This is a genomic window from Bacillus sp. FSL R7-0672 (genome assembly GCF_038601465.1).
Taxonomy (GTDB): domain Bacteria; phylum Bacillota; class Bacilli; order Bacillales; family Bacillaceae; genus Bacillus; species Bacillus pumilus.
In genome coordinates, this window is the sequence record NZ_CP152010.1 from 3,469,857 (window position 1) to 3,489,746 (window position 19,890).

The window sequence follows — 19,890 nt, forward strand, 5'->3', positions numbered from 1 at the left end:
GTGATACTTTTTATCAATACCAAAGATCCATACAATACTAGATCAATAGTCTCTTTAAATTTTACTTTTTTGCGAATAACTCATTTTATTCTAAAAGAAGAGCGATTCACAATCATAATGTGAGATAACCTTACAAAAAACGAGAGATCACCTTGAAAACCACCGTTTTTTCTAACATACGAAAACAGATGCTTGAATGACCTTCTTCTCTCTATTGATATCGTAATATATTTTTTCTAAAACCCTCTTTTTACCTAAAAATATGTAAGCGTATACAAAAAAGCACCTGATCCCTATTTCTTTCACAATTGGTTGAATTTACATCAAAAAACATGTTTTACAAATTGCGAGAGAGCGCTTAAAATATAAGAAGATACTGAATATGGAAAGTGAATTCAGATGAACGGAAATCGAACGAGATGGAGAGATGAAGAAAGGAGGATATAAATTGGCAGAAACAGGTGTTTTGTCGTCCGTTGATGTAGCGAATATGTTAAATGACTGGTATGTCATGATGAAAAAAAGAGAAATACAAGGTGCGATCCAGCTAAAAGAAGAGATTCTTCAAGCGTTTGATCGCATGGAAGAGAATCAAGACGTCTTACTTTACTATCAATTGCTAGAGTACCGTTTTAAGGATCTCATTGAAGATACAGCCTCGTTGGATCATAGTCTTTTTGTTGATGAAAATGCAATCCGTACAGATGACATGCTCAGCTACTATTTCTATTTCTTTAAAGGGATGTATGAAATGCGCAGAGGCAATCAGGATACGGCATTTCACCTTTTAAAATTGGCAGAGGATAAATTAGATCTCGTCCACGATGACATTGAAAAAGCAGAATTTCATTATAAAACAGGGTGTCTTTACTATAATATAAGATCCACGTTCCTCTCCATACACCACTTGAAAATGGCTTCATCTATTTATGACGCAGATCCATGTTATGTGAAAAAATCAATCAGCTGTCAAATGATGCTCGCTTTGAATTATGCTGATCAATCAAAATATGATGAGGCAGAGTCATTATTTGAAGAAGTGATTCATTCACTAGAACAAATGGAAGACCCAGATTTACTTGGTCATGCGTATTGCAATGCAGCTTTTATTAAAAGTCTTAGAAATGAATACAGTGCAGCTGTGCCGCTCCTAGAAAAAGCTTTATTGATCGAGACATTTGAAACGTCTTCTCCAGGCGGCTACTTACTAGCCATGTATGCCTACACAAAAGCACTATTCAAGCTGAAAAAGCCTGGTTTGTTCCACTATTATGTACAGCTTTCACTTCAAAAAGCAGAAACTTTAAAGCAACGAAATATTTCACTTAAATTATCTATTTTAGAAACACTTATGCTTCAGCCAGACAACATGATAGAGCAAATCAAGTCTTATTGTGATCAATTAGAATCTATGAATTTTCTTGTCGATCTTGAAGCCATCTGTCAGGATGCAGCTGCTTACTTAACGGATCTGGGACTTCATGAAGAATCCACTTATTTCTGGAACAAGGCGTTGTCCTTAAAAACTTGTTAAGAATATGGAGTGATGTATGATGAAAAAATGGCTTATCACAACTGCGATTTTGACACTCTTGATAACAGGTGTCTCCATTGGCGCTTCTATCCAAAAAAACAGCCAATCTGCACAATCTCAAGATATCATTCAAAAGAGAGACCGCGGCACCAATCCTTAAACATGAAAAGAGCAGCTGTGAATATCGCAGCTGCTCTTTTTTATACGTTAATCAATTTCTCGTTTAATATTTTGCATTTTTTCATCTAAGTAATGGGCGATATCTGCCGCTTCCTTCAGTTCATCGGTTAGCTGATGAGGGACATCGTTTTGCAGTTTATAATAGATTTTATGTTCAAGGCTCGCCCAAAAATCCATCGCTATGGTCCGCACCTGAATCTCAACCTTCACATGCTCCACCCGATTCGTTAAGTACACAGGGATCTCCACAATTAAATGAAGACTTCTGTAGCCATTTGGTTTTGGATGTTGAATGTAATCCTTCACTTCAAGGATTTTCAGATCCTCTCTTTGCCTCAATACATCCATAATATTATAGATATCTTGAATAAAGGAGCAGATGATACGGACACCTGCGATATCATGAATATACTCCTTGGCACATTGTGTTGTGATGTCGCACCCTTTTCTTGCTAATTTATTTACAATGCTTTCAAAGGATTTGATCCGTGATTTTGTATGCTCTATTGGATTGTGGCCATGGATTAAATTATATTCCTGGCTGATGATTGAAAACTTCGTATCCATTTCATCTAATGCAAATTTATATACTAATAATTCATTTTTCCAGTCTTCCATGACGTTCTTCAAATCTTCTACATGAGTTGCTGACATATTCATTTCTATTTGTCATCTCCTTTTGGGAAACGGCGGCTGCACCGCTTTCCGTTTACTAGACGGAGACAGGACTCGAAAGGTTTTAAAAAATGCGTCGTCAGCCTCGCTGTTTATAATATGTCAACGCCAGCGCAAGGGCGAGTACAGAGCCTTTCACAATATCCATCGCATAATAAGGGACAGACATCATCACAAGCCCATTTTGCAAAATTCCGATGAGCACAGCCCCAATAAACGTACCAAATGCATTTGGTTTTCCTGCTCCCATGACGGAAAAACCGATAAAAGCTGCCGCTACGCCATCCATTAAATATGGTGTGCCCGCATTTATTTCCGCTGTCATTACCCTTGATGCCAGCACAATACCGCCGATTGCTGCAAATAAAGCCGAAAGCAGATATGCCGCGATTTTATATTTATTCACATGAATACCGGACAATCGAGCCGCTTCCTTATTCCCTCCAATGATGTACATAAATCGTCCGTGCTTTGTGTAGGTCATGAAAACATGTGCAAATAGCACAATCACTGCCATTAAGAGAATGATATATGGCACCTGTCCAATTTTGCTGAAAAAGGCAGGAATTGTACCCGTTGAGAATGTACCGTCAGGCAGCACCATGTTTTCAGAAATGGTCGCCCCTTTCGTATACGTCTGAGCCAGCCCTTGAATGATAAACATCATGGCTAATGTCATGAGCATATCTGGAATTTTCATTTTGACAATCATCAAGGCATTAAGTAAACCAACAATAAGGGCAGCTGCTAGCGCAGAGAGGATTGCAATCAGCGGGTTTTGCGAAAACCACACAAACATAGAAATCACGATTGCATTCGATAACGTTGCGACTGATCCGACTGATAGATCAAAGCCGTTGACTGCCAATGAGATGGTAAGGCCCACCGCAATAATGGTCACAATGGAGATAGACCGTAAAATATTGATGATATTCCCTGATTGCAAAAACGCTGGATTCGCTGCCGCAAATACCACAATCAATACAACAATGGTTAAGATCGTGCCATATCGATAAAAGAAATCAAATAGATGAAAGGATGGCCGCTGTTTTTTCGTTTGCTGTACAGGGGCTGGAATTTGTTGTTCACTCATGATTGTCCTCCTGTTGAATGATATAAAAGCTCTTCCTCAGTCGTTGGGGCAGTCATTTCCCGGGCAATGCTGCCATCATACAGCACATAGACTCGGTCTGCGATCCCTGCAATCTCCGACAGCTCACTTGACGCATAAATCACAGATTTCCCGCGGGCGGCAAGCTCTGCAATCAGCGTGAAAATATCTTTTTTCGCTCCAACATCAACACCTTTAGTCGGTTCATCAAAGAGATAGACATCCGCTTCAGCCAGCAGCCATTTTCCAATGGCAATCTTCTGTTGATTTCCACCGGATAGATGCTTCACCTTTGCTTCAAGAGATGGGGTTTTGACGCCAAGTCGTTTGACGATTTCGTCTGCTTCCCGCTTTTCCTTCGAACGATGTAAGAAGCTGAACACGCTTGAGAATGAACGAAGACTTGCGGCCGTTAAGTTCCACCCCACGCTCTCTTCCGTCAGGATCCCTTCCTTTCTCCGTTCTTCTGGCACAAGGGCCATTCCAGCTCTCACGGCTTGATGAGGCGATGCGATATGAACAGTTTGACCATGAAGCTGTACAGTCCCCGTCGTTTTTTCTGAGGCGCCGAAAAGGGCTTTACACAATTCCGTTTTTCCAGCACCGACAAGGCCTGCAATTCCGAGTATTTCACCCTTTTTCACATGAAGATGAATATTGCGTAATTTATGCTGGTCGTTTAGCTGCTTCACTTCAAGGGCAATAGGTGCATCCTTCAACGGTGTACGAGGCGGGAATTGCTCCTCTAATGGCGCACCAAGCATTTCTTCAATGATCTGCTGCGGATCTGTATTTTGAACAAGATGAGCTGCGACATCGGTTCCATTTAGCATCACTGTCAGTTCATCACAAATGGTGAAAATTTCAGGCATACGATGAGAGATAAACACAATGCCCGTTCCATTCTGTTTCAGCCGGTCAATCATTGAAAATAACTTGTTTGTTTCTGTATGACTTAGCGGGGCCGTTGGTTCATCTAAAATTAAAATGCTACATTTAATTGAAACGGCCTTGGCGATGAGCAACATCTGTTTTTCCGCAAGGGTCAGATCACTCACAAGGCGTTTTGTGGAGATGTCGATGTCCAGTTCTTTTAATCGTTGAGCTGCCTTACGGTGCAGCACTTTCCAGTCGACAAATGTTTTTTTCTCAATCTGATGCATCATCATATTCTCACCAACACTTAAGTAGGGAACGAGAGCTGTATCCACTTCTTGATGAACCGTCTGCACACCATATGAGACCGCATCCTTTGGGGTTTGAATCGATGCCGCCTGACCATTGATTTGGATGCTTCCTTCATAGTGAGAATGAGCGCCAGAAAGAACTTTCATTAACGTGGACTTCCCAGCACCATTCGCTCCAATCAGTGCATGAACTGTCCCTTTTTTTAATGTGAAATTCACTTGATCTAACGCTTTTACTCCTGGGAATTCAATCGAAATATGTTTCATACAAACTAGCGGCGAAGTCATAGATGTCCTCCTTCTCATGATCATCATCTGAAAAACGAAACACCCTCTATAGAAGAGAGTGCACGGCGTTTATTTTGAATAATGCTTCTTCAAGGTCTTCATCCAATCTTCTTCAAAGGCAGTCGATGAACCGAACCCCTTCACTTCGTCTGCAAGATTGACCATATTGATGGCCTTTCCTGATTGTTGAAGCTGTTTTTGTGAGATGAGAGAGGCCTCAAGGTCATAGGAAGACGGGGTTTTCTCACCCGCTATTTTCTTCGCAAGAATTCTCACGTCAACTGCGCCAATGAGCTTCGGATCAACCGCTGCTGTGTACTTCCATGGACTGTCTTTTGCTGTCATTTCTTGAAGATCCGCATTTGATACATCAATCCCATAAATCTTCACTTCTGTTCTTCCTGCTTCCTTTAGCGCTCTTGCTGCACCAATGGCAAAGGCATCCCACGTGGCAAAAATAGCGTCAAGTTTACCCTTTGGATATTTATTCAGCATCGCTGCCACTGCATTTTGTGTTTGAACAGACGTATCAGAAGAGGCAATACCAAAGCGGTCAAGTTCCTTGATCCCTAAATGTTGTTTGAGCGTTTCTTGGTAGACCTTGTTTCGTCTCACCATTGGCGGGAATCCATCTACCCAGAGGTACGCAATATTTGCTGTTCCTTTAAAATCAGACACGAGTGCGTCTAGTGATTTTTTCGCTAATTGTTCGTCATCTTGAGACGTCACTGTGACTCCTTTGATGTCCTTCAGCTTAGGATTTGAATCGAACGCTACGACTGGAATGCCCTTCGCTGTGATCTTTTTCACGTCAGCGACGGTCGTCTCGTCATCCCCATGAGAGATGATAAAACCATCATAATTTTCTTCCAGCGCCTGAGAGATCGCGTCATGGAACTTCGCTGTATCTCCATTTGCGGTGTAGACATCTACCGTAAAGCCAAGCGCTTCACCTTCTGCCTTCGTCCCAGCTAAAAACTGCGCTGTATGATCATCTCCTCCGATTTTACGGATGACTTTAATTTTGGCTCCCTGTCCCTTTGCAAATCGCTTCGGTACATTGTCAAAGGAGACCTTTTCGTTCGTATTTGCCTTTGAGCCTGCACTTGATCCAGTGCCGCAGCCTGTTAATAGGACGGTCAATACCGTTAATAATATAAGACAAGATGTAAAATACTTACGCTTCATTGCTGTTCCTCCTCAAGTTGTTTTTATTTTTCACATCGGAAAACTAGGTAAAAATGTGGAGAAACGCCAGTAAACTGTTCTCCCATTTGAAAAAGAGACGAAAAAAAGCCTCTCTTGGAAAGAGAGGCTTGATCACCGTTGCATGAAACATGTATCGGGAATTCTTCCTCTCTTATCTGTCAAAGCTGTCACAGCTTTGCAGGAATTAGCACCAATTTCTATAGTAGAAACGGTTGCCGGGCGTCATAGGGCCAGTCCCTCTGCCTCTCTTGATAAGAGATCCGTTATGAAATTTTGTTTTCGTTGAAATGTCTTCTTTACTTTAATGTGATGTCACATTAATGTCAATGATTTTTTTGAAAATTTAAAACAATGAGTTTGTGGCTCAGACATACTTAACTTCCGATGATTTTCTTAGCAGGTGATGATTTCTTCAGGCGAAAATCATATTTTTTCTCACTCACAAATTGTGGATTGAGGTGTGCTGATCCTTTATCTTGGCCGCTTTTAGAGAGATACGTTTTGTAACCTTCTATCCATTTCCCGCGCCATACCCACTGTGATGCTTTCGCACCTTTGCGGTCGTCATACACGTTCTTCTGGAAGGTATTCTTTTGATTTACTCCATAAAGATTCACGACTAAGTAATGCGAGGTACTCGCTGTCATGATATTGTTCGTGATTCGATTGTTCACGGCTTGATATTGCATCAACAATTGACCGCCTTCTAAGCCGGCTGTGTCATTTTTGTATAAAATATTATGTGAGATCGTCGTATTTGTTGTTCCGCCTCGCTTTTTATCATAACCGCCAATTGAAATGCCTGTATAACGGTTCAAATACACTTGATTGTGTTCAATGCGAATACGATCTGCCATTTTTCCTTTATGTTCACTTGTGACTTCAATCCCTAGGTCATTATGATGTGTGATGTTATGATCAATCACAATGTCCTTCCCGCCATCCACATAAATTCCACCAGCGGAGATGTCTTTGCCATAGGCTGGATTTCCTACACTCGTAATCTCATACACTTTGTTTCTAGATACAACACCATTTCTGACTTGATCGTACTTTTTAGAAGGTGCTACGTTCTCAAAACCAATTAAATCAATGCCTATATTATCAGTGTGGCGGACGGTGTTATGTGTCACACGGAACTTTTTGACGTTCCCATTCAGCACAAGCGCTTCACTGAAGCCCAGCTTTAATTTTTCAACAGTATTCCCTTTGATTTCAATGTCTTCAATGGCCGCAGGAGCTTTTGTTCCATAGACCGCAATACCGTGCGCATTTCCATTTTTGTGTGTCGTCTGAATGTCATACACTCGGTTGTTGAGAAGTTTGACGCCTTTCCCGCTTCCTTTGATGAAAATACCGACTGGGGTCAGATCTTCCTTATTCGTCTTGAGATGTCCCACCGTCAGACCTTTGAGGGTAATGTAATTTTTTTGATCGATCGTGACAAGACCGCCATCTGCTTGATTTCCTTTTAGTGAAGCCCCGCTAATGACAGGTTTTTCTTTTCCGTAAGCTTGAAAGATAACAGGTGCTTTCTTTGTCCCTGAATGGCGGACAATCAATTTCTCTTTGTATGTGCCGCCTCTAACATAAATGGTTGCCCCGGCTTTCGCCATACTTGCCGCTTTTTTCAGCGTGCGAAAAGGTTTTTGCTTCGTTCCTTGGTTTTTGTCGTTTCCGTTTGTCGCCACGTAATAGGCAGTTCCCTGCTTGGCGCCAGCCTCCTCCGTCATCGCTTGACAACCGAAGCTGATCACGGTCATGAATAAAATAAGTAAAATGCCTGGTATCGCTCGTTTCATCTTGTTGTTTGCTCCTTTCACTTCTCTTCTTTCTTTATCGGTTAAAAAAAAGAGGATTAAAATATGACAATGCCCCTTGCAATGTACCGGTCAAAAGGTGTATGGTTGAAAGAATATCTTACAGGAAATTTATCCGCTTTTAAATTGTCAGATTAATCAGTTAATAATGTATTTGGATTTTATTTCTTTATTAAAAAGGGGTGACATGAGGCAGACTGACGGCAGAGAGAAGGAAAGCGCTTTAACAGATTTTTCTTGTCTGAATTCCAGAAAACCTATTGCTAATATTTTGTGAAGGTATAGAATAGAATCATAATTATTTCATATTATTAGAATTTTCAAATAATCAAACAGCAAGGAGATTTACGATGCCAAAACAACCCATCCGCGTTGAACTTAGTTCAACAAAAAAACCAAAACCTCAATCTGATCAACTTGAATTCGGAAAAATCTTCACAGATCACATGTTTGTGATGGATTATTCCATTGATCAAGGCTGGTATGATCCAAGAATTATCCCTTATCAGGCCATTCCAATGGACCCAGCTTCGATGGTCTACCATTATGGGCAATCTGTTTTTGAAGGCTTGAAGGCTTATGTTTCTGAGGATCAGAAAATTCTCTTGTTCCGTCCGGAAAAGAACATGGAACGCTTAAACAGATCCAATGACCGCCTGTGCATCCCTCAAATTGATACAGAAACGGTTTTAGAGGGCTTAAATGAACTCATTCGCATTGATAAGGATTGGGTACCTGATGCAGAGGGCACTTCCTTGTATATTCGTCCATTCATTATTTCCACTGAGCCGTATTTAGGCGTTGCGCCGTCAAGCACATATAAGCTGCTTATTATCCTATCTCCAGTGGGGTCTTACTATAAAGAAGGCATCCATCCGGTCAAAATTGCCGTTGAAAACGAATTTGTCCGTGCCGTTAAAGGCGGAACAGGAAATGCCAAAACAGCTGGAAACTACGCCTCAAGCCTCAAGGCACAGCAAGTTGCTGAAACGAAAGGTTTTTCACAAGTTCTTTGGCTTGATGGAGTTGAGAAAAAGTACATTGAAGAAGTCGGGAGTATGAATATTTTCTTTAAAATCAATGGAGAAATCGTGACGCCTGAATTGAACGGCAGCATTTTAGAAGGCATCACACGTAACTCTGTACTTGAGCTATTAAAACACTGGGGAATTCCAGTGACAGAGCGTAAAATTTCGATTGATGAGTTAATTGAAGCACATCAATCAGGTGAGCTTGAAGAAATCTTTGGAACTGGAACAGCGGCCGTCATCTCTCCTGTGGGGGAATTAATTTATCACGATCAGCCATATGTGATTCAAGATGGTCAAACAGGTGAAGTATCGAAGAAATTGTATGAAGCCATTACGGGTATTCAAAAAGGAACACAACCAGATATCTTCGGCTGGACAGTAGAAGTCGATTCGGTCGTCAAACAAGCTTAAGCATGTAAAAGAACCTTTCAATCATGAAGGGTTCTTTTTTTGTTTATTTACCCCTCTGATATACCTTATAATGGTAATCACACGTATAATAAGGAGTGATGGTATGTTTTTTACTTATCTACTAGCGTTCTTTGGTCTTTGCATCGGATCGATCATCATCGCTACAGGTTTCGACGATTCACCGTTCCACACCCGGTTTCTATTTAAGTTTCTCGGAATTTCTATCTTTGTTCTTTCTATTACTTTTGTAAAGGTTAGACGAAAAAGGTTACGCAACAAAAAGGCGAAATAGACTTAGATGTCCAGTCAGCCTTCCATCAAATTGTGCACCAAAACAAGATCGATACACCCACAATCGCCCCTGCATATATCCACTGTTTCCCTTTGATGCTCCGCTTTCTTTCGATCAGTAAAAAGATCTCTGGTAAAAAGACGATGATGATTTCTAGGATAAAGACAAGATAATAAACAAACGGCATCGGCTGGAAATCAAAGTCTCTTTCATCTCCACCAATCGTTGCGAAATACATCAACAGGTTGGTTACTGGAATGGTAAAACAAACGAGCAGGCGGAGAACATAAATCCACACATACTGTCTATGACGAATAAGACCAATAAATGAAGCGATGATTCCATACAAAAACAAGACCACTGTGCCATAACTCAACAGAGGTTGAACGATAAAGCCGTAAAGCATTAAACCAATTGCAACCATACTCAAACCGTCCTTTCTTTGAAGCCATACATGCTGTTTTTTATATCATACACTTCTTTCTTGAATTTCCATATGGGGCAATGATAAAAAAACGACCCCATAAAGGGGTCATTTTGTTTTACGCTTTGACTGATTTGAAGAATTGCGGTAAATATTCACGATGCGCTTCGAGCATTTCATCTAAAATTTGCTTTGCAATTTCGTCAGATGGGACAAGCGGATTGATCGTCATCGCTACAAGAGCCGTCTCGTAATCTCCTGTGACTGCCGCTTCTGCTGCCACACGCTCGAATGATTTGATTTGTTGAACGAGCCCTCTCACAGCTACAGGCAGATCACCCGTCGCGATTGGTTTTGGTCCGTCCTTCGTAATAATACAGTTCACTTCAACCGCTGATTCAGCCGGAATGCTGGCAATCGCCCCTCTGTTCACTGTATTGACTGGTTGGATGTCATGTTTATCATTATAGATGGAGCTGATTAAGTTACATGCCGCATCACTGTAGTACGCCCCGCCTCTTTTTTCGAGCTGCGGTGGTTTAATCGATAAATCAGGATCTTTATAGAGCTCAAATAATTCGTGCTCGACCTGCTGGACAACCTCTGCTCTTGTTCCTTTTTCTTGGGCCGCTTTTTGCTCTTCTTCCAGCATATCTTTTGTTTTATAGTAATAGCGATGATACGGACATGGGATCACTCCTAAGCCTTTTACAAAAGAAGGTTCCCAGTTTTTCGCTTCAATGTTCTTCATAGACCACTGACTATTCGGATTTCCTAATTCATCGAGTACTTGATCCATAATGCTGACCCCGTCTAAATACACGTCTAATCCATAGACCATGTGATTGAGGCCGGCAAACTGTACCTCGATCCGTTCAACATCCACATCAAGCGCCTTGGCAATCCCCATTTTTATCCCAATTGGGACATTGCATAGACCGACTACTTTTTTTAGATTTGTGTAGCGCAGCACAGCTTCTGTGACCATGCCCGCCGGATTTGTAAAGTTGACAAGCCATGCATCCGGACAAAGCTCTTCCATATCCTTCACGATGTCTAGAATGACTGGGATGGTTCGAAGGCCTTTAAATAAGCCGCCTGGTCCGTTCGTTTCCTGACCGATGACGCCATATTTAAGTGGGATTCTCTCATCCTTAGCCCGTGCTTCCAGCAGTCCTACACGAAATTGTGTTGTCACGAAATCTGCGTCCTTCAGGGCTTCCCGGCGGTCAAGCGTCAGGTGTACCTCAATCGGCAGACCGGCTTTTTCAACCATGCGTTTCGCGAGAGCACCCACGATGTTTAACTTTTCCTGACCTGCTTCAATATCCACGAGCCATAATTCCTTTACAGGCAATTCATGATATCGTTTGATAAATCCTTCGACAAGCTCAGGCGTATAGCTCGATCCTCCGCCTATTGTGACAATTTTGATTCCATCTTTCATGAATTGACACCTCCGAGTTGCTTCATTTTTTCATGGAGCTCGATGATTTCCGCTGCAAGCTCCTTGACGGTCATTGCGTTCATGAGATGATCCTGTGCATGAATCATTAAGAGGCTAATATCGGTCTTTTCTCCTCTAATTTCTCCTTGGATCAGCTCTGTCTGTGCGTGATGCGCCTCATTTAACGCGTCTTGTGCTTCCTGCAATTTTTGCTTCGCCTCATCAAAGTTTCCTTGCTTTGCACATGTAATGGCCTCCATCGCAGAGCTTCTGCCATTCCCGCCGTGTAAGATGAGTTGAAACACAATTTGTTCCATTTCCATCGGCCGCATCCCCCTTGTTTCCTCTATTACATGCTGACGACATTTTCATCAGTTGTTGCTTTTGTTTCTAGTTCACTTTCTTCTTTTAATTTCTGCTTATCCCACATTCTAAAGAATGGGTAGTATAAAGCGAATGACAACGCTAGGTTAATCAGCTGCATGACAGCACCTGAGATTTTGCCTCCTGTGGCTAGATAGCCTGAAATGATAGGCGGCATCGTCCATGGGACCGCAATTCCCGCCGGTTTTGCGACAAGCCCTGTGCTCATTCCGATATATGTGGTAATGACCATCATGATTGGCGTAAGGATAAACGGAATCAGAAGCATTGGGTTCATGACAATCGGCATTCCAAAGATGATCGGTTCGTTGATGTTAAAGATGGCTGGCCCAATGGCAAGTCGACCAAGCTGTTTCATTTGTTTACTTCTGGCACGTAAGATCATCGTCAGCACCAAGGCAAGCGTTGCACCGCTTCCGCCGACATTGATGAAGATTTCAAAGAACTGCGCTGTGAAGATATTTGGCAGCACTTCTCCTGCTTGGAATGCGAGACGGTTCTCATCCATTGCACCGAGCCAAATTGGGCCCATGACGCCGCCGACAATGGTTGCTCCGTGAATACCACATGCCCAGAGGAGCATTTGCACACCAATGGCGACAATACTTCCGCCTAAGCTTCCACCAAGAATGGAAAGCGGTGTGCCAATTAAGACCGTGATGATATTATGAATACTCTCAAATGGTGTCATCTCAATCACAAGTCTTGCGACCCAGATCAGCGTGATGACCACAAAACCTGGAATAAGTGCGATAAACGATTTACTCACTGCTGGCGGTACACCATCAGGCATCCTAATGACGATATTCCGCTGGACAATGAATCGGTAAATTTCAGTTGAAAGCATGGCAATAATCATGGCAACGAATAACCCTTTACTGCCCATCAATGTAACTGGAATTCCCCCACCTACTAAGATGGCTTCTGTTGAGCCTTCAGGTGTGAAAGGAACTTGATATGGTGTTGCCAAAAGGAAAGCTGCAACAGCAATCGCACCAGATGATAGGGCATCCACTGCATACTTTTCAGCAAGCCTGTAGGCAATCCCGAAGGTTGCAACAAGTGCCATAATGTCAAAGGTTGCATTAACAGGATAGGATAGTTTCGTGGCCCATTCTGCTCCGAAGATACTTGCCATAAAATCGCTGTATCCTGGGATCGGAAGGTTGGCTAAAATGAGAAACAGTGAACCGACAATAATGAGAGGCATGGTTAAAACAATTCCGTCACGCAATGCTTGTAAATGTCTTTGAGCGGCAATCTTCCCTGCAAACGGCATGACCTTCTCTTCTAGAAATCGGTTGAATCCATTCATCCCTTCCGCCCCCTTTATCCGTTCACTAACTGTTCAGCAGATTTTAAAACCTCAGCCCCATTACATACGCCGTAATGCACGGTATTGATGACGTCGACTGGAATCCCTTTTTCTTCTCCGAGCTTTTTCATTTGTGGTAATAAATATCGAACCTGTGGTCCTAATAAAAGCACATCGGCTTGATCAATATGATTTTTTGCTGAATCTCCAGATACTGCCCAAATGCGATAGTCTTTTCCTTGTTCTTGTGCGCTTTTCTCCATTTTTGTGACTAGTAAGCTTGTTGACATACCTGCTGCACATACCAATAAGATGTTCATGTGTAAACGCCCCCTTTTGAAAGTGTGTAGCTTTTCTTTACACATTCATCTTATTATGAAACCGCTTTCATAAACACCTATACTTTTTCCTTTAGGAAGCGGAAAAAGTTAAGATCACATTGTTAGCTCTTGTACGAAGGGGCCTTTTTATACATGATATCGAGCATGTCTTCAAATGTATCACAGGCGATGAGATGCTGAATCAATTTCACATTGTGCACAAGCTCGCCCAGCAGACGATACATCCCTTTTAAATCTTTGGCATTCTCTTTTTCGACACAAAGCAAGCAAACAAATTGAACTTTTTTCTCTCCCCATATGATCGGTTTTTCTAATGAACAGATCGCCCAACATGTCTCTTCTGTCAGCGGCGTCATCGGATGCGGAATGGCTGTATAATGCCCGAAGGATGTAGGAGCAGCCTCTTCTCTTTCCATCACAGAAGGTGTAAGCTCTGCTGGTGCTAATCCCATATCGATGACTTGTTTCGTGAGAAAAGTGATGACCTCTTCCTTTGTTTGAAAGGCGCGTTTTGTAAAGACCAATTCCTTTTTCATATATTGAGAGGCCAGTGTCACTCTTGTTTCACTCGTCAGGGCTTCTTCAATTTTTAAAAAGTCACCGCCTCCCAAAATGGTGTTCACTTGTATGACTGGAATCGGTAAATCCATCTGAATCGGGACCGTTGTAATAATCAAATCCATGGCATGTAAAGAGACATGCGGAAGCGAATAAAGCTCTGCTGTTCCTAAAATGGTCAGCTTAGTCCCAAATTGTGACCGCAAACGATCCTGAAGCAGCCTTGCACTCCCTGCACCAGATGCACAGACAATGAGACATCGCTTCGGCGGAATCTCCATTTTCCTCCGCTCTAAAGCCGCACCAAAATGAAGCGCCATATATCCGATTTCATTCTCATGAATACTCAGCCCCTCCTCTTCTTCAAGGACCCTGCTGGCGATAATTCCTGCTTCAAAGGCAAGTGGATACCCTGCCTTTATTTCATCAAGCATCGGATTTCTTAAGTTCATCCCATATTTACACCGGGTCATGGCTGGCTTTAAGTGCAGACTCAGTCCAATCATTAATTCCGCATCACCGGCTAAATCAAGCTGCAGCTTTTGATCAACGGCTTGGAGCATCAGCTGGACAAGACGGCTCGTGTCATCATCCACAATTTGTTTTTGAGCGCTCGATGAAAAGGACTGCACCATTTTGGCTGTTCCTAATAAATGAATGGCGATATAGACGATCTCTTCTTGTGGAAAAGAGACGTCCAGCAGTCCTTCAAGGCATTCCACCATTTTTTTAGCCATCTCGTATTCCTTTGCCCGTGGAATCTCATTGATTTCCTCTGGCAAAACAGATACATAGTTTCCGTGTCTAATTCGTTTGCAGGCAATCGCGACATGAACGATTAAATTATTCATGCAAATGTCTGATAGATTCATTCGTTCTTCATTGATATAATCAATGATTGTTTTCTGAATCAATTCCAGTTCATGTTTTGGCAAAATGGTGACTGCCGTGTTCAGCATCGTTTGGCAGGATCGGCGTTCACTGAATAAATATTCTGACATACAATAACGAATTTTTATCTCCGATCCTTTGATCCGGCAGCCTTTATTCGGCTTCGCTTCCAGCTTCAGATCAAAGGGCCCAAGCTTGCGTTTGACCCATTTCATATCGTTACTCATCGTCGATTTACTAATAAACAGCTGCTCCTGTAAGTCTTCCAGTTTCACATAAGACTCTGCGAGAAGCAGTTTTTTTAAAATAAACCGAACGCGCTCCTCTGGCAGAACAGCCAGCGGCTCTTCCTGTTCGACCTCCTCTTTCATAAAACGGCGAAAGGCATTCTCATCGTTGATCAACAGCTCATAACCAGCTCCTCGAACAGCTGTTACAGCCGCTTGATAAGGAGTAAGACGGTCGTTCAATTCCTTGATGTCTGTACGAACGGTGCGGCTTGTTACTTGTAAACTGACAGAAAGCGCAGCGCTTGTGAGCGGGGTCTCCGCTGCCATGAGCTGACTTAAGATTTGCGCCAGTCTTTTACTCAGCATCAGATCAGCCTCCTTATGTAAGGGTGGAGAATCTGCCTTGTCTGGACAAGGTGTATACGCTTGCAGTTCTCTTCATTACTCATATTCTACTGAAAAGAAATAAAAATGGCCATCTCATTTATATGACAAACGCCCCTATTTATACAACAAACCATATCCAATGACCTATGCATTTTTTTGTAGGAGCGTTTGGAAACCATGAAAAAAAGGCGATACACCTTCGTGTCATCGCCTTTTTTATGAAGAGATTAGCTGGGTAAAGACAACCAATCTTTTTTCATGAGTCCCAGCTACATGATCAAACGTCCCTGTACATGTGATTAAATTGAGATTTCGTGTAAAAGCATACCCGAAAAACGCATGTGGCTTTTCTTCACGCGGATAGCTTTGTACTTTGATCACTTCAAAGGTTCGCTTTTTTCCTGATGAGGATGTCACGATTACCTTGTTTCCCTTTTTCAGCTCCTTTAATCGATAAAAAACAGAAGGTCCCCATTTATTATCAACATGGCCATTCATGACGGCATTTCCTTTATCTCCTGGCTTTGGACCATCTTTAAACCAAGCTGTGTTGTCCGTATTTTTTGGAACGCCCATACTGCCATCCTTTGATAAAGTGGTTTTCTCTATTTTTGCTTTGACATCAATCGCCGGAATCGCAATTTCAGCCGGGATAATACCGGACGGTTCGTCTTTTAACATGGCTTTTGAATGAGACTGTTTTGTGGCTTGGTTTGTTGTCATTTTTTCAGGAGATGAGGTTGTTTTAGCGGATGACGAATCATCCATCGATTTTGATGCACAGCCCGTGATGACAAGAAGCATCAGAAGACCCAACAGCCACCTTTTCAAGTCAGTCTGCCTCCTTTGAAAGAAAGGAACGGCACGATTGTGCACGTTCCGTTCCCCCCTTTTGTTTTGATATGAGCTTAATTTGATGTCTTACGACGAATTAGGAAGAACGCACCCATTGCACCGCCAGCTAGGATCAAGCTTGCGATTAATCCCGCAAATGCTTCATATGACATACCTAAAGGACCGGCTGTGCCTCCCATACCTGTTTTCGGCATTTCGTTAGGCATGTTAGATTTGAACAGTTCAGGATGCTGATCAACAATCGCTGCTGCGACATCTTGACCGACCATGAACATATGACCGTACGCCTCTCTCACTGTTGGATAAAGCTGATCATATTCACCATTATGGTAAGACGTATATGTTTTGATCAGCTCATCAATATGCATTTTTAAACCAGCTTCTAAATCCGCCGCCTTTAAACGGCCATCTGTCGCTTGCTCTAGGAATTTCGCTTGCTTCATCCGATATGCATCCAAGTTTTTCACAGCTTTTTCTTTCGCTTTTTTGTCTCCTGATGCATCTGCTTTGACATAATCAACTAAGTAACCAATATGGCTTGACCAAATGTCTTTGAATTGTTTTCCTGCATCCTTACCATAAACAGATGCAATCGCATCAGATAAATCATTTGTATTCTCGTTCAAAGCTGCGGCTGCTTGATCAAAGTCCTTGCTGCCATCATTTCCTTTTTGCATGGCAACGACCGCAAGTGCCAAATGCTCTGAGAACAAGTAGTTTAAATCTTCACGAAGATCTGCGGCTGGTGTATCGACAGATTTATGATTAAATTTCCCAGGAAATTGATCTGTGATCGCCCACGATACGCCTTTACCGACTTCAAACATATGATGAATGGATTTTCTAACGGTTTCATAGGTCGTATCAAAATCCTTTTCTGTGTAGCTGTCAAACGCTTTTAGCAGTTCATTCACATGCATCTTCAAGCCTTCTTCAAGCTCACTTGCTTTCAATCTGCCGCCTGTTGCTTGATCGAGCATGTCGGCTTGTTTCATACGATATTGGTCAAGCTGCTTGACTGCTTTCTTTTTACCTGCCTCATCTTTCTTTGCGGTTGCTTGTACATAATCAACAAAGTAGCCAATATGGCTTGACCAAATGTCTTTGAATTGTTTCCCTGCTTTTTTTCCGTACACAGAAGCGATGGCTTCCGATAAGTCATTTGTGTTGTCATTTAGCGCTGCCGCTGCTTGTTTAAAATCTTTGCTCCCGTCAATTCCCTTTTGCATTGTGATGACTGCTAAGTAGGCATGCTCCGAAAATAGCTGGTCTAGTGCTGCGCGAAGATCGGTTGCTTTGTTTGACACCTCTTGTGACGAAGATGTCTTCTTTGCCTCTCCATGCATATGTCCTTCGTGTGCACTTGCGCTATGAGCTGCCGGAAATAGTAATGCTGCGCTAAGCGGAATGGTTAAAATCACTTTTTTCATGTTCATCTGTTTTTCCTCCTCTTTCCGTTTGTTATGTACTTAACGGAAAGAAGCATGAAATGGATCATTCAAATCTATCATCTTTTTTTGTTTAGCGCACAATCGGTCATGCTTGCATAAAAAAAAGCCGGATTATCCGGCTGATACGTTACGACGTTTAGATGCTTTCCGCTCTTTATATATTTTTCTCACCACTGGATAAATCACAGGTGCCCATTTAAAAATTTGTTTCAGCCATTTTTTCATTTCTCCCGCGCCTCCTTATTGTCATTCTTACAAGGAAGATTCCCCATCTTGGCATGAAATAAACAGGTGCGGGAGAGCAGGAGTTAAATCACGCCTTGTGCGATCATCGCATCTGCCACTTTGCGAAATCCTGCAATATTTGCTCCTACTATTAAGTTTCCAGAGTGTCCATATTCATCAGCTGTCTCTGTACACTGACGATAAATCGTCTGCATCATTTGTTTCAGCTGATCATCTACTTCCTCAAATGTCCAAGACATTCTTGCACTATTTTGCGCCATTTCCAGCGCTGAGACACCTACCCCGCCTGCATTCGCCGCTTTTGCCGGCGCGAATAGAATATCATTCTGTTCAAAAACTTTGACTGCCTTTAGAGTAGAAGGCATATTCGCTCCTTCTCCTACCGCAATGACACCATTTTCCACGAGCTGCTGTGCCTGCATCTCAGATATTTCATTTTGCGTTGCACATGGAAGTGCAATGTCACAAGGAACAGACCAAATTTGTTCGCAATCTTCAATCAATTCAGCATGCGGGTGAATGTCTATGTATGCCCCAATCCGTTGATTGCTTCCTTCCTTCAGCTGTTTCACTGTTTCTAATGAAATGCCTTGTGGATCATAAATCGCTCCGCTTGAATCACTGCACGCAACGACCTTACCACCTAGCTCTATGACCTTCTCCATCGCATAAATAGACACATTCCCTGAGCCGGACACGACAACTGAACGTCCTTCAAATTGAAGTCCATGTGCTTTTAACATTTCTTCCATAAAGTACACCAATCCATAGCCTGTCGCTTCTTTTCTCGCTAAGCTGCCTCCAAATCCAGGGCTTTTCCCTGTGAGTACACCTGCTTCATAAGCACCACGCATTTTCTTGTACTGCCCGAACATATAGCCAATTTCGCGTGCCCCTACGCCAATATCACCTGCTGGCACATCTTGATCAGGTCCAATATATCGACTGAGCTCACTCATAAAGCTTTGAACGAAACGCATGATTTCTCCATCCGATTTCCCTTTAGGATCAAAATCTGATCCACCTTTTCCTCCACCGATTGGCATACCAGTCAGTGCGTTTTTAAAGATTTGTTCAAATCCTAAAAACTTAATAATGCTTGCATTGACAGATGGGTGGAAACGAATGCCTCCTTTATAAGGTCCGATGGCACTATTGAATTGAACCCTGAATCCCCGATTGACTTGTACTTTCCCCTCATCGTCTACCCATGGTACGCGAAATACCACAAGCCGCTCAGGCTCGATGAGTCGTTCTAAAATGCCTTGTTTTTCATACTCTGGATGCTTTGCAAAAACGGGAACGAGTGATTCTAGAATTTCTCTTACGGCTTGCTGAAATTCCTCCTCACCAGGATTTCGTTTTTCCACCTCTTCTAACACACGGTCGATGTAGCTTTGTGCTGTTTGCGCTGCTCGATCTAAGGTCAACATGTCTCATCTGCCTCCTTTGTATATCTTTTATCCTGTTAGATTTTCTAACGCATATTGAGATTAATTTAACACCATTTGTAAAAACGGATCAATACTGATAACAGATGAAAATGATGCCGATTTGAGATGAATCAAGCAGCCGCCGCAATCGTTTTTAGAAAGTATCTCTTACAGAATGACTATTGAGCTA

At 42.3% G+C, this 19,890-nt stretch carries 18 protein-coding genes and 1 riboswitch; of the genes, 3 read left to right on the forward strand and 15 right to left on the reverse strand.

The genetic code is table 11. From position 1 onward, the window contains the following. Nucleotides 1-448: 448 nt before the first annotated feature. Complete coding sequence (locus tag MKY18_RS17730; protein WP_342497617.1) at nucleotides 449-1,534, forward strand: Rap family tetratricopeptide repeat protein; 1,086 nt, start codon at nucleotides 449-451, stop codon at nucleotides 1,532-1,534. Nucleotides 1,535-1,553: 19 nt separating this feature from the next. Then, nucleotides 1,554-1,694 (forward strand): hypothetical protein, encoded by a 141-nt coding sequence (locus MKY18_RS17735; protein WP_165840211.1) that lies wholly within the window; start codon nucleotides 1,554-1,556, stop codon nucleotides 1,692-1,694. Nucleotides 1,695-1,741: 47 nt separating this feature from the next. On the opposite strand, the gene MKY18_RS17740 is transcribed toward MKY18_RS17735, so the two are convergent. From MKY18_RS17740 to MKY18_RS17760, 5 genes are all read right to left on the reverse strand, one after another. Beyond that, entirely contained in the window at nucleotides 1,742-2,374 is a 633-nt protein-coding gene (locus tag MKY18_RS17740; protein ID WP_003215004.1) for a GTP pyrophosphokinase family protein, read from the reverse strand. Between the two features lie 94 nt (nucleotides 2,375-2,468). Continuing rightward, the gene (locus MKY18_RS17745; protein ID WP_044140271.1) at nucleotides 2,469-3,482 is read right to left on the reverse strand and encodes an ABC transporter permease; all 1,014 of its coding nucleotides are present in this window, start codon (nucleotides 3,480-3,482) and stop codon (nucleotides 2,469-2,471) included. Further along, nucleotides 3,479-4,975 carry a sugar ABC transporter ATP-binding protein gene (locus MKY18_RS17750; protein ID WP_185108054.1) on the reverse strand — a complete coding sequence of 499 codons (1,497 nt, stop codon included), beginning with the start codon at nucleotides 4,973-4,975 and terminating at the stop codon, nucleotides 3,479-3,481. Before MKY18_RS17750 ends, MKY18_RS17745 begins: the two co-directional genes overlap by 4 nt. A 69-nt stretch (nucleotides 4,976-5,044) precedes the next feature. Then, entirely contained in the window at nucleotides 5,045-6,163 is a 1,119-nt protein-coding gene (locus MKY18_RS17755; protein ID WP_185108056.1) for a sugar ABC transporter substrate-binding protein, read from the reverse strand. A gap of 169 nt (nucleotides 6,164-6,332) precedes the next feature. Next, a riboswitch (SAM riboswitch) is annotated at nucleotides 6,333-6,442 on the reverse strand. Between the two features lie 116 nt (nucleotides 6,443-6,558). Beyond that, complete coding sequence (locus MKY18_RS17760) at nucleotides 6,559-7,986, reverse strand: right-handed parallel beta-helix repeat-containing protein (RefSeq protein ID WP_185108058.1); 1,428 nt, start codon at nucleotides 7,984-7,986, stop codon at nucleotides 6,559-6,561. Nucleotides 7,987-8,354: 368 nt separating this feature from the next. Between MKY18_RS17760 and MKY18_RS17765 the strand changes: the two genes are divergently transcribed. Then, nucleotides 8,355-9,446, forward strand: a complete 1,092-nt coding sequence (locus MKY18_RS17765) for a branched-chain amino acid aminotransferase (RefSeq protein ID WP_003215056.1) — start codon at nucleotides 8,355-8,357, stop codon at nucleotides 9,444-9,446. 317 nt (nucleotides 9,447-9,763) lie between these two features. On the opposite strand, the gene MKY18_RS17770 is transcribed toward MKY18_RS17765, so the two are convergent. The 10 genes from MKY18_RS17770 to gdhA form a co-directional block, all read right to left on the reverse strand. Next, a complete protein-coding gene (locus MKY18_RS17770) occupies nucleotides 9,764-10,162 on the reverse strand; it encodes a hypothetical protein (RefSeq protein WP_113767874.1) in 399 nt (132 codons plus the stop codon). Between the two features lie 118 nt (nucleotides 10,163-10,280). Then, nucleotides 10,281-11,609, reverse strand: a complete 1,329-nt coding sequence (locus MKY18_RS17775) for a 6-phospho-beta-glucosidase (RefSeq protein WP_265208707.1) — start codon at nucleotides 11,607-11,609, stop codon at nucleotides 10,281-10,283. Further along, on the reverse strand, nucleotides 11,606-11,932 hold the full coding sequence (locus MKY18_RS17780; protein WP_003215078.1) for a PTS lactose/cellobiose transporter subunit IIA: 327 nt from the start codon (nucleotides 11,930-11,932) through the stop codon (nucleotides 11,606-11,608). The genes MKY18_RS17775 and MKY18_RS17780 overlap by 4 nt, the downstream gene beginning before the upstream one ends. A 26-nt stretch (nucleotides 11,933-11,958) precedes the next feature. Next, nucleotides 11,959-13,308, reverse strand: coding sequence for a PTS cellobiose transporter subunit IIC (celB, locus tag MKY18_RS17785; RefSeq protein WP_113767876.1), 1,350 nt, complete (start codon nucleotides 13,306-13,308; stop codon nucleotides 11,959-11,961). Between the two features lie 14 nt (nucleotides 13,309-13,322). Further along, complete coding sequence (locus tag MKY18_RS17790) at nucleotides 13,323-13,628, reverse strand: PTS sugar transporter subunit IIB (RefSeq protein ID WP_003214824.1); 306 nt, start codon at nucleotides 13,626-13,628, stop codon at nucleotides 13,323-13,325. A gap of 122 nt (nucleotides 13,629-13,750) precedes the next feature. After that, nucleotides 13,751-15,694: a PRD domain-containing protein gene (locus MKY18_RS17795; RefSeq protein ID WP_342497618.1), complete on the reverse strand. Its 1,944-nt coding sequence runs from the start codon at nucleotides 15,692-15,694 to the stop codon at nucleotides 13,751-13,753. 237 nt (nucleotides 15,695-15,931) lie between these two features. Continuing rightward, nucleotides 15,932-16,546 carry a class F sortase gene (locus MKY18_RS17800; RefSeq protein ID WP_185108062.1) on the reverse strand — a complete coding sequence of 205 codons (615 nt, stop codon included), beginning with the start codon at nucleotides 16,544-16,546 and terminating at the stop codon, nucleotides 15,932-15,934. Nucleotides 16,547-16,623: 77 nt separating this feature from the next. After that, entirely contained in the window at nucleotides 16,624-18,006 is a 1,383-nt protein-coding gene (locus MKY18_RS17805) for a copper amine oxidase (protein ID WP_185108064.1), read from the reverse strand. Nucleotides 18,007-18,132: 126 nt separating this feature from the next. Next, the gene (locus MKY18_RS17810; RefSeq protein WP_003214702.1) at nucleotides 18,133-18,246 is read right to left on the reverse strand and encodes a hypothetical protein; all 114 of its coding nucleotides are present in this window, start codon (nucleotides 18,244-18,246) and stop codon (nucleotides 18,133-18,135) included. Between the two features lie 83 nt (nucleotides 18,247-18,329). Continuing rightward, entirely contained in the window at nucleotides 18,330-19,700 is a 1,371-nt protein-coding gene (gene gdhA / locus MKY18_RS17815) for an NADP-specific glutamate dehydrogenase (protein WP_044140284.1), read from the reverse strand. Nucleotides 19,701-19,890 lie beyond the last annotated feature (190 nt).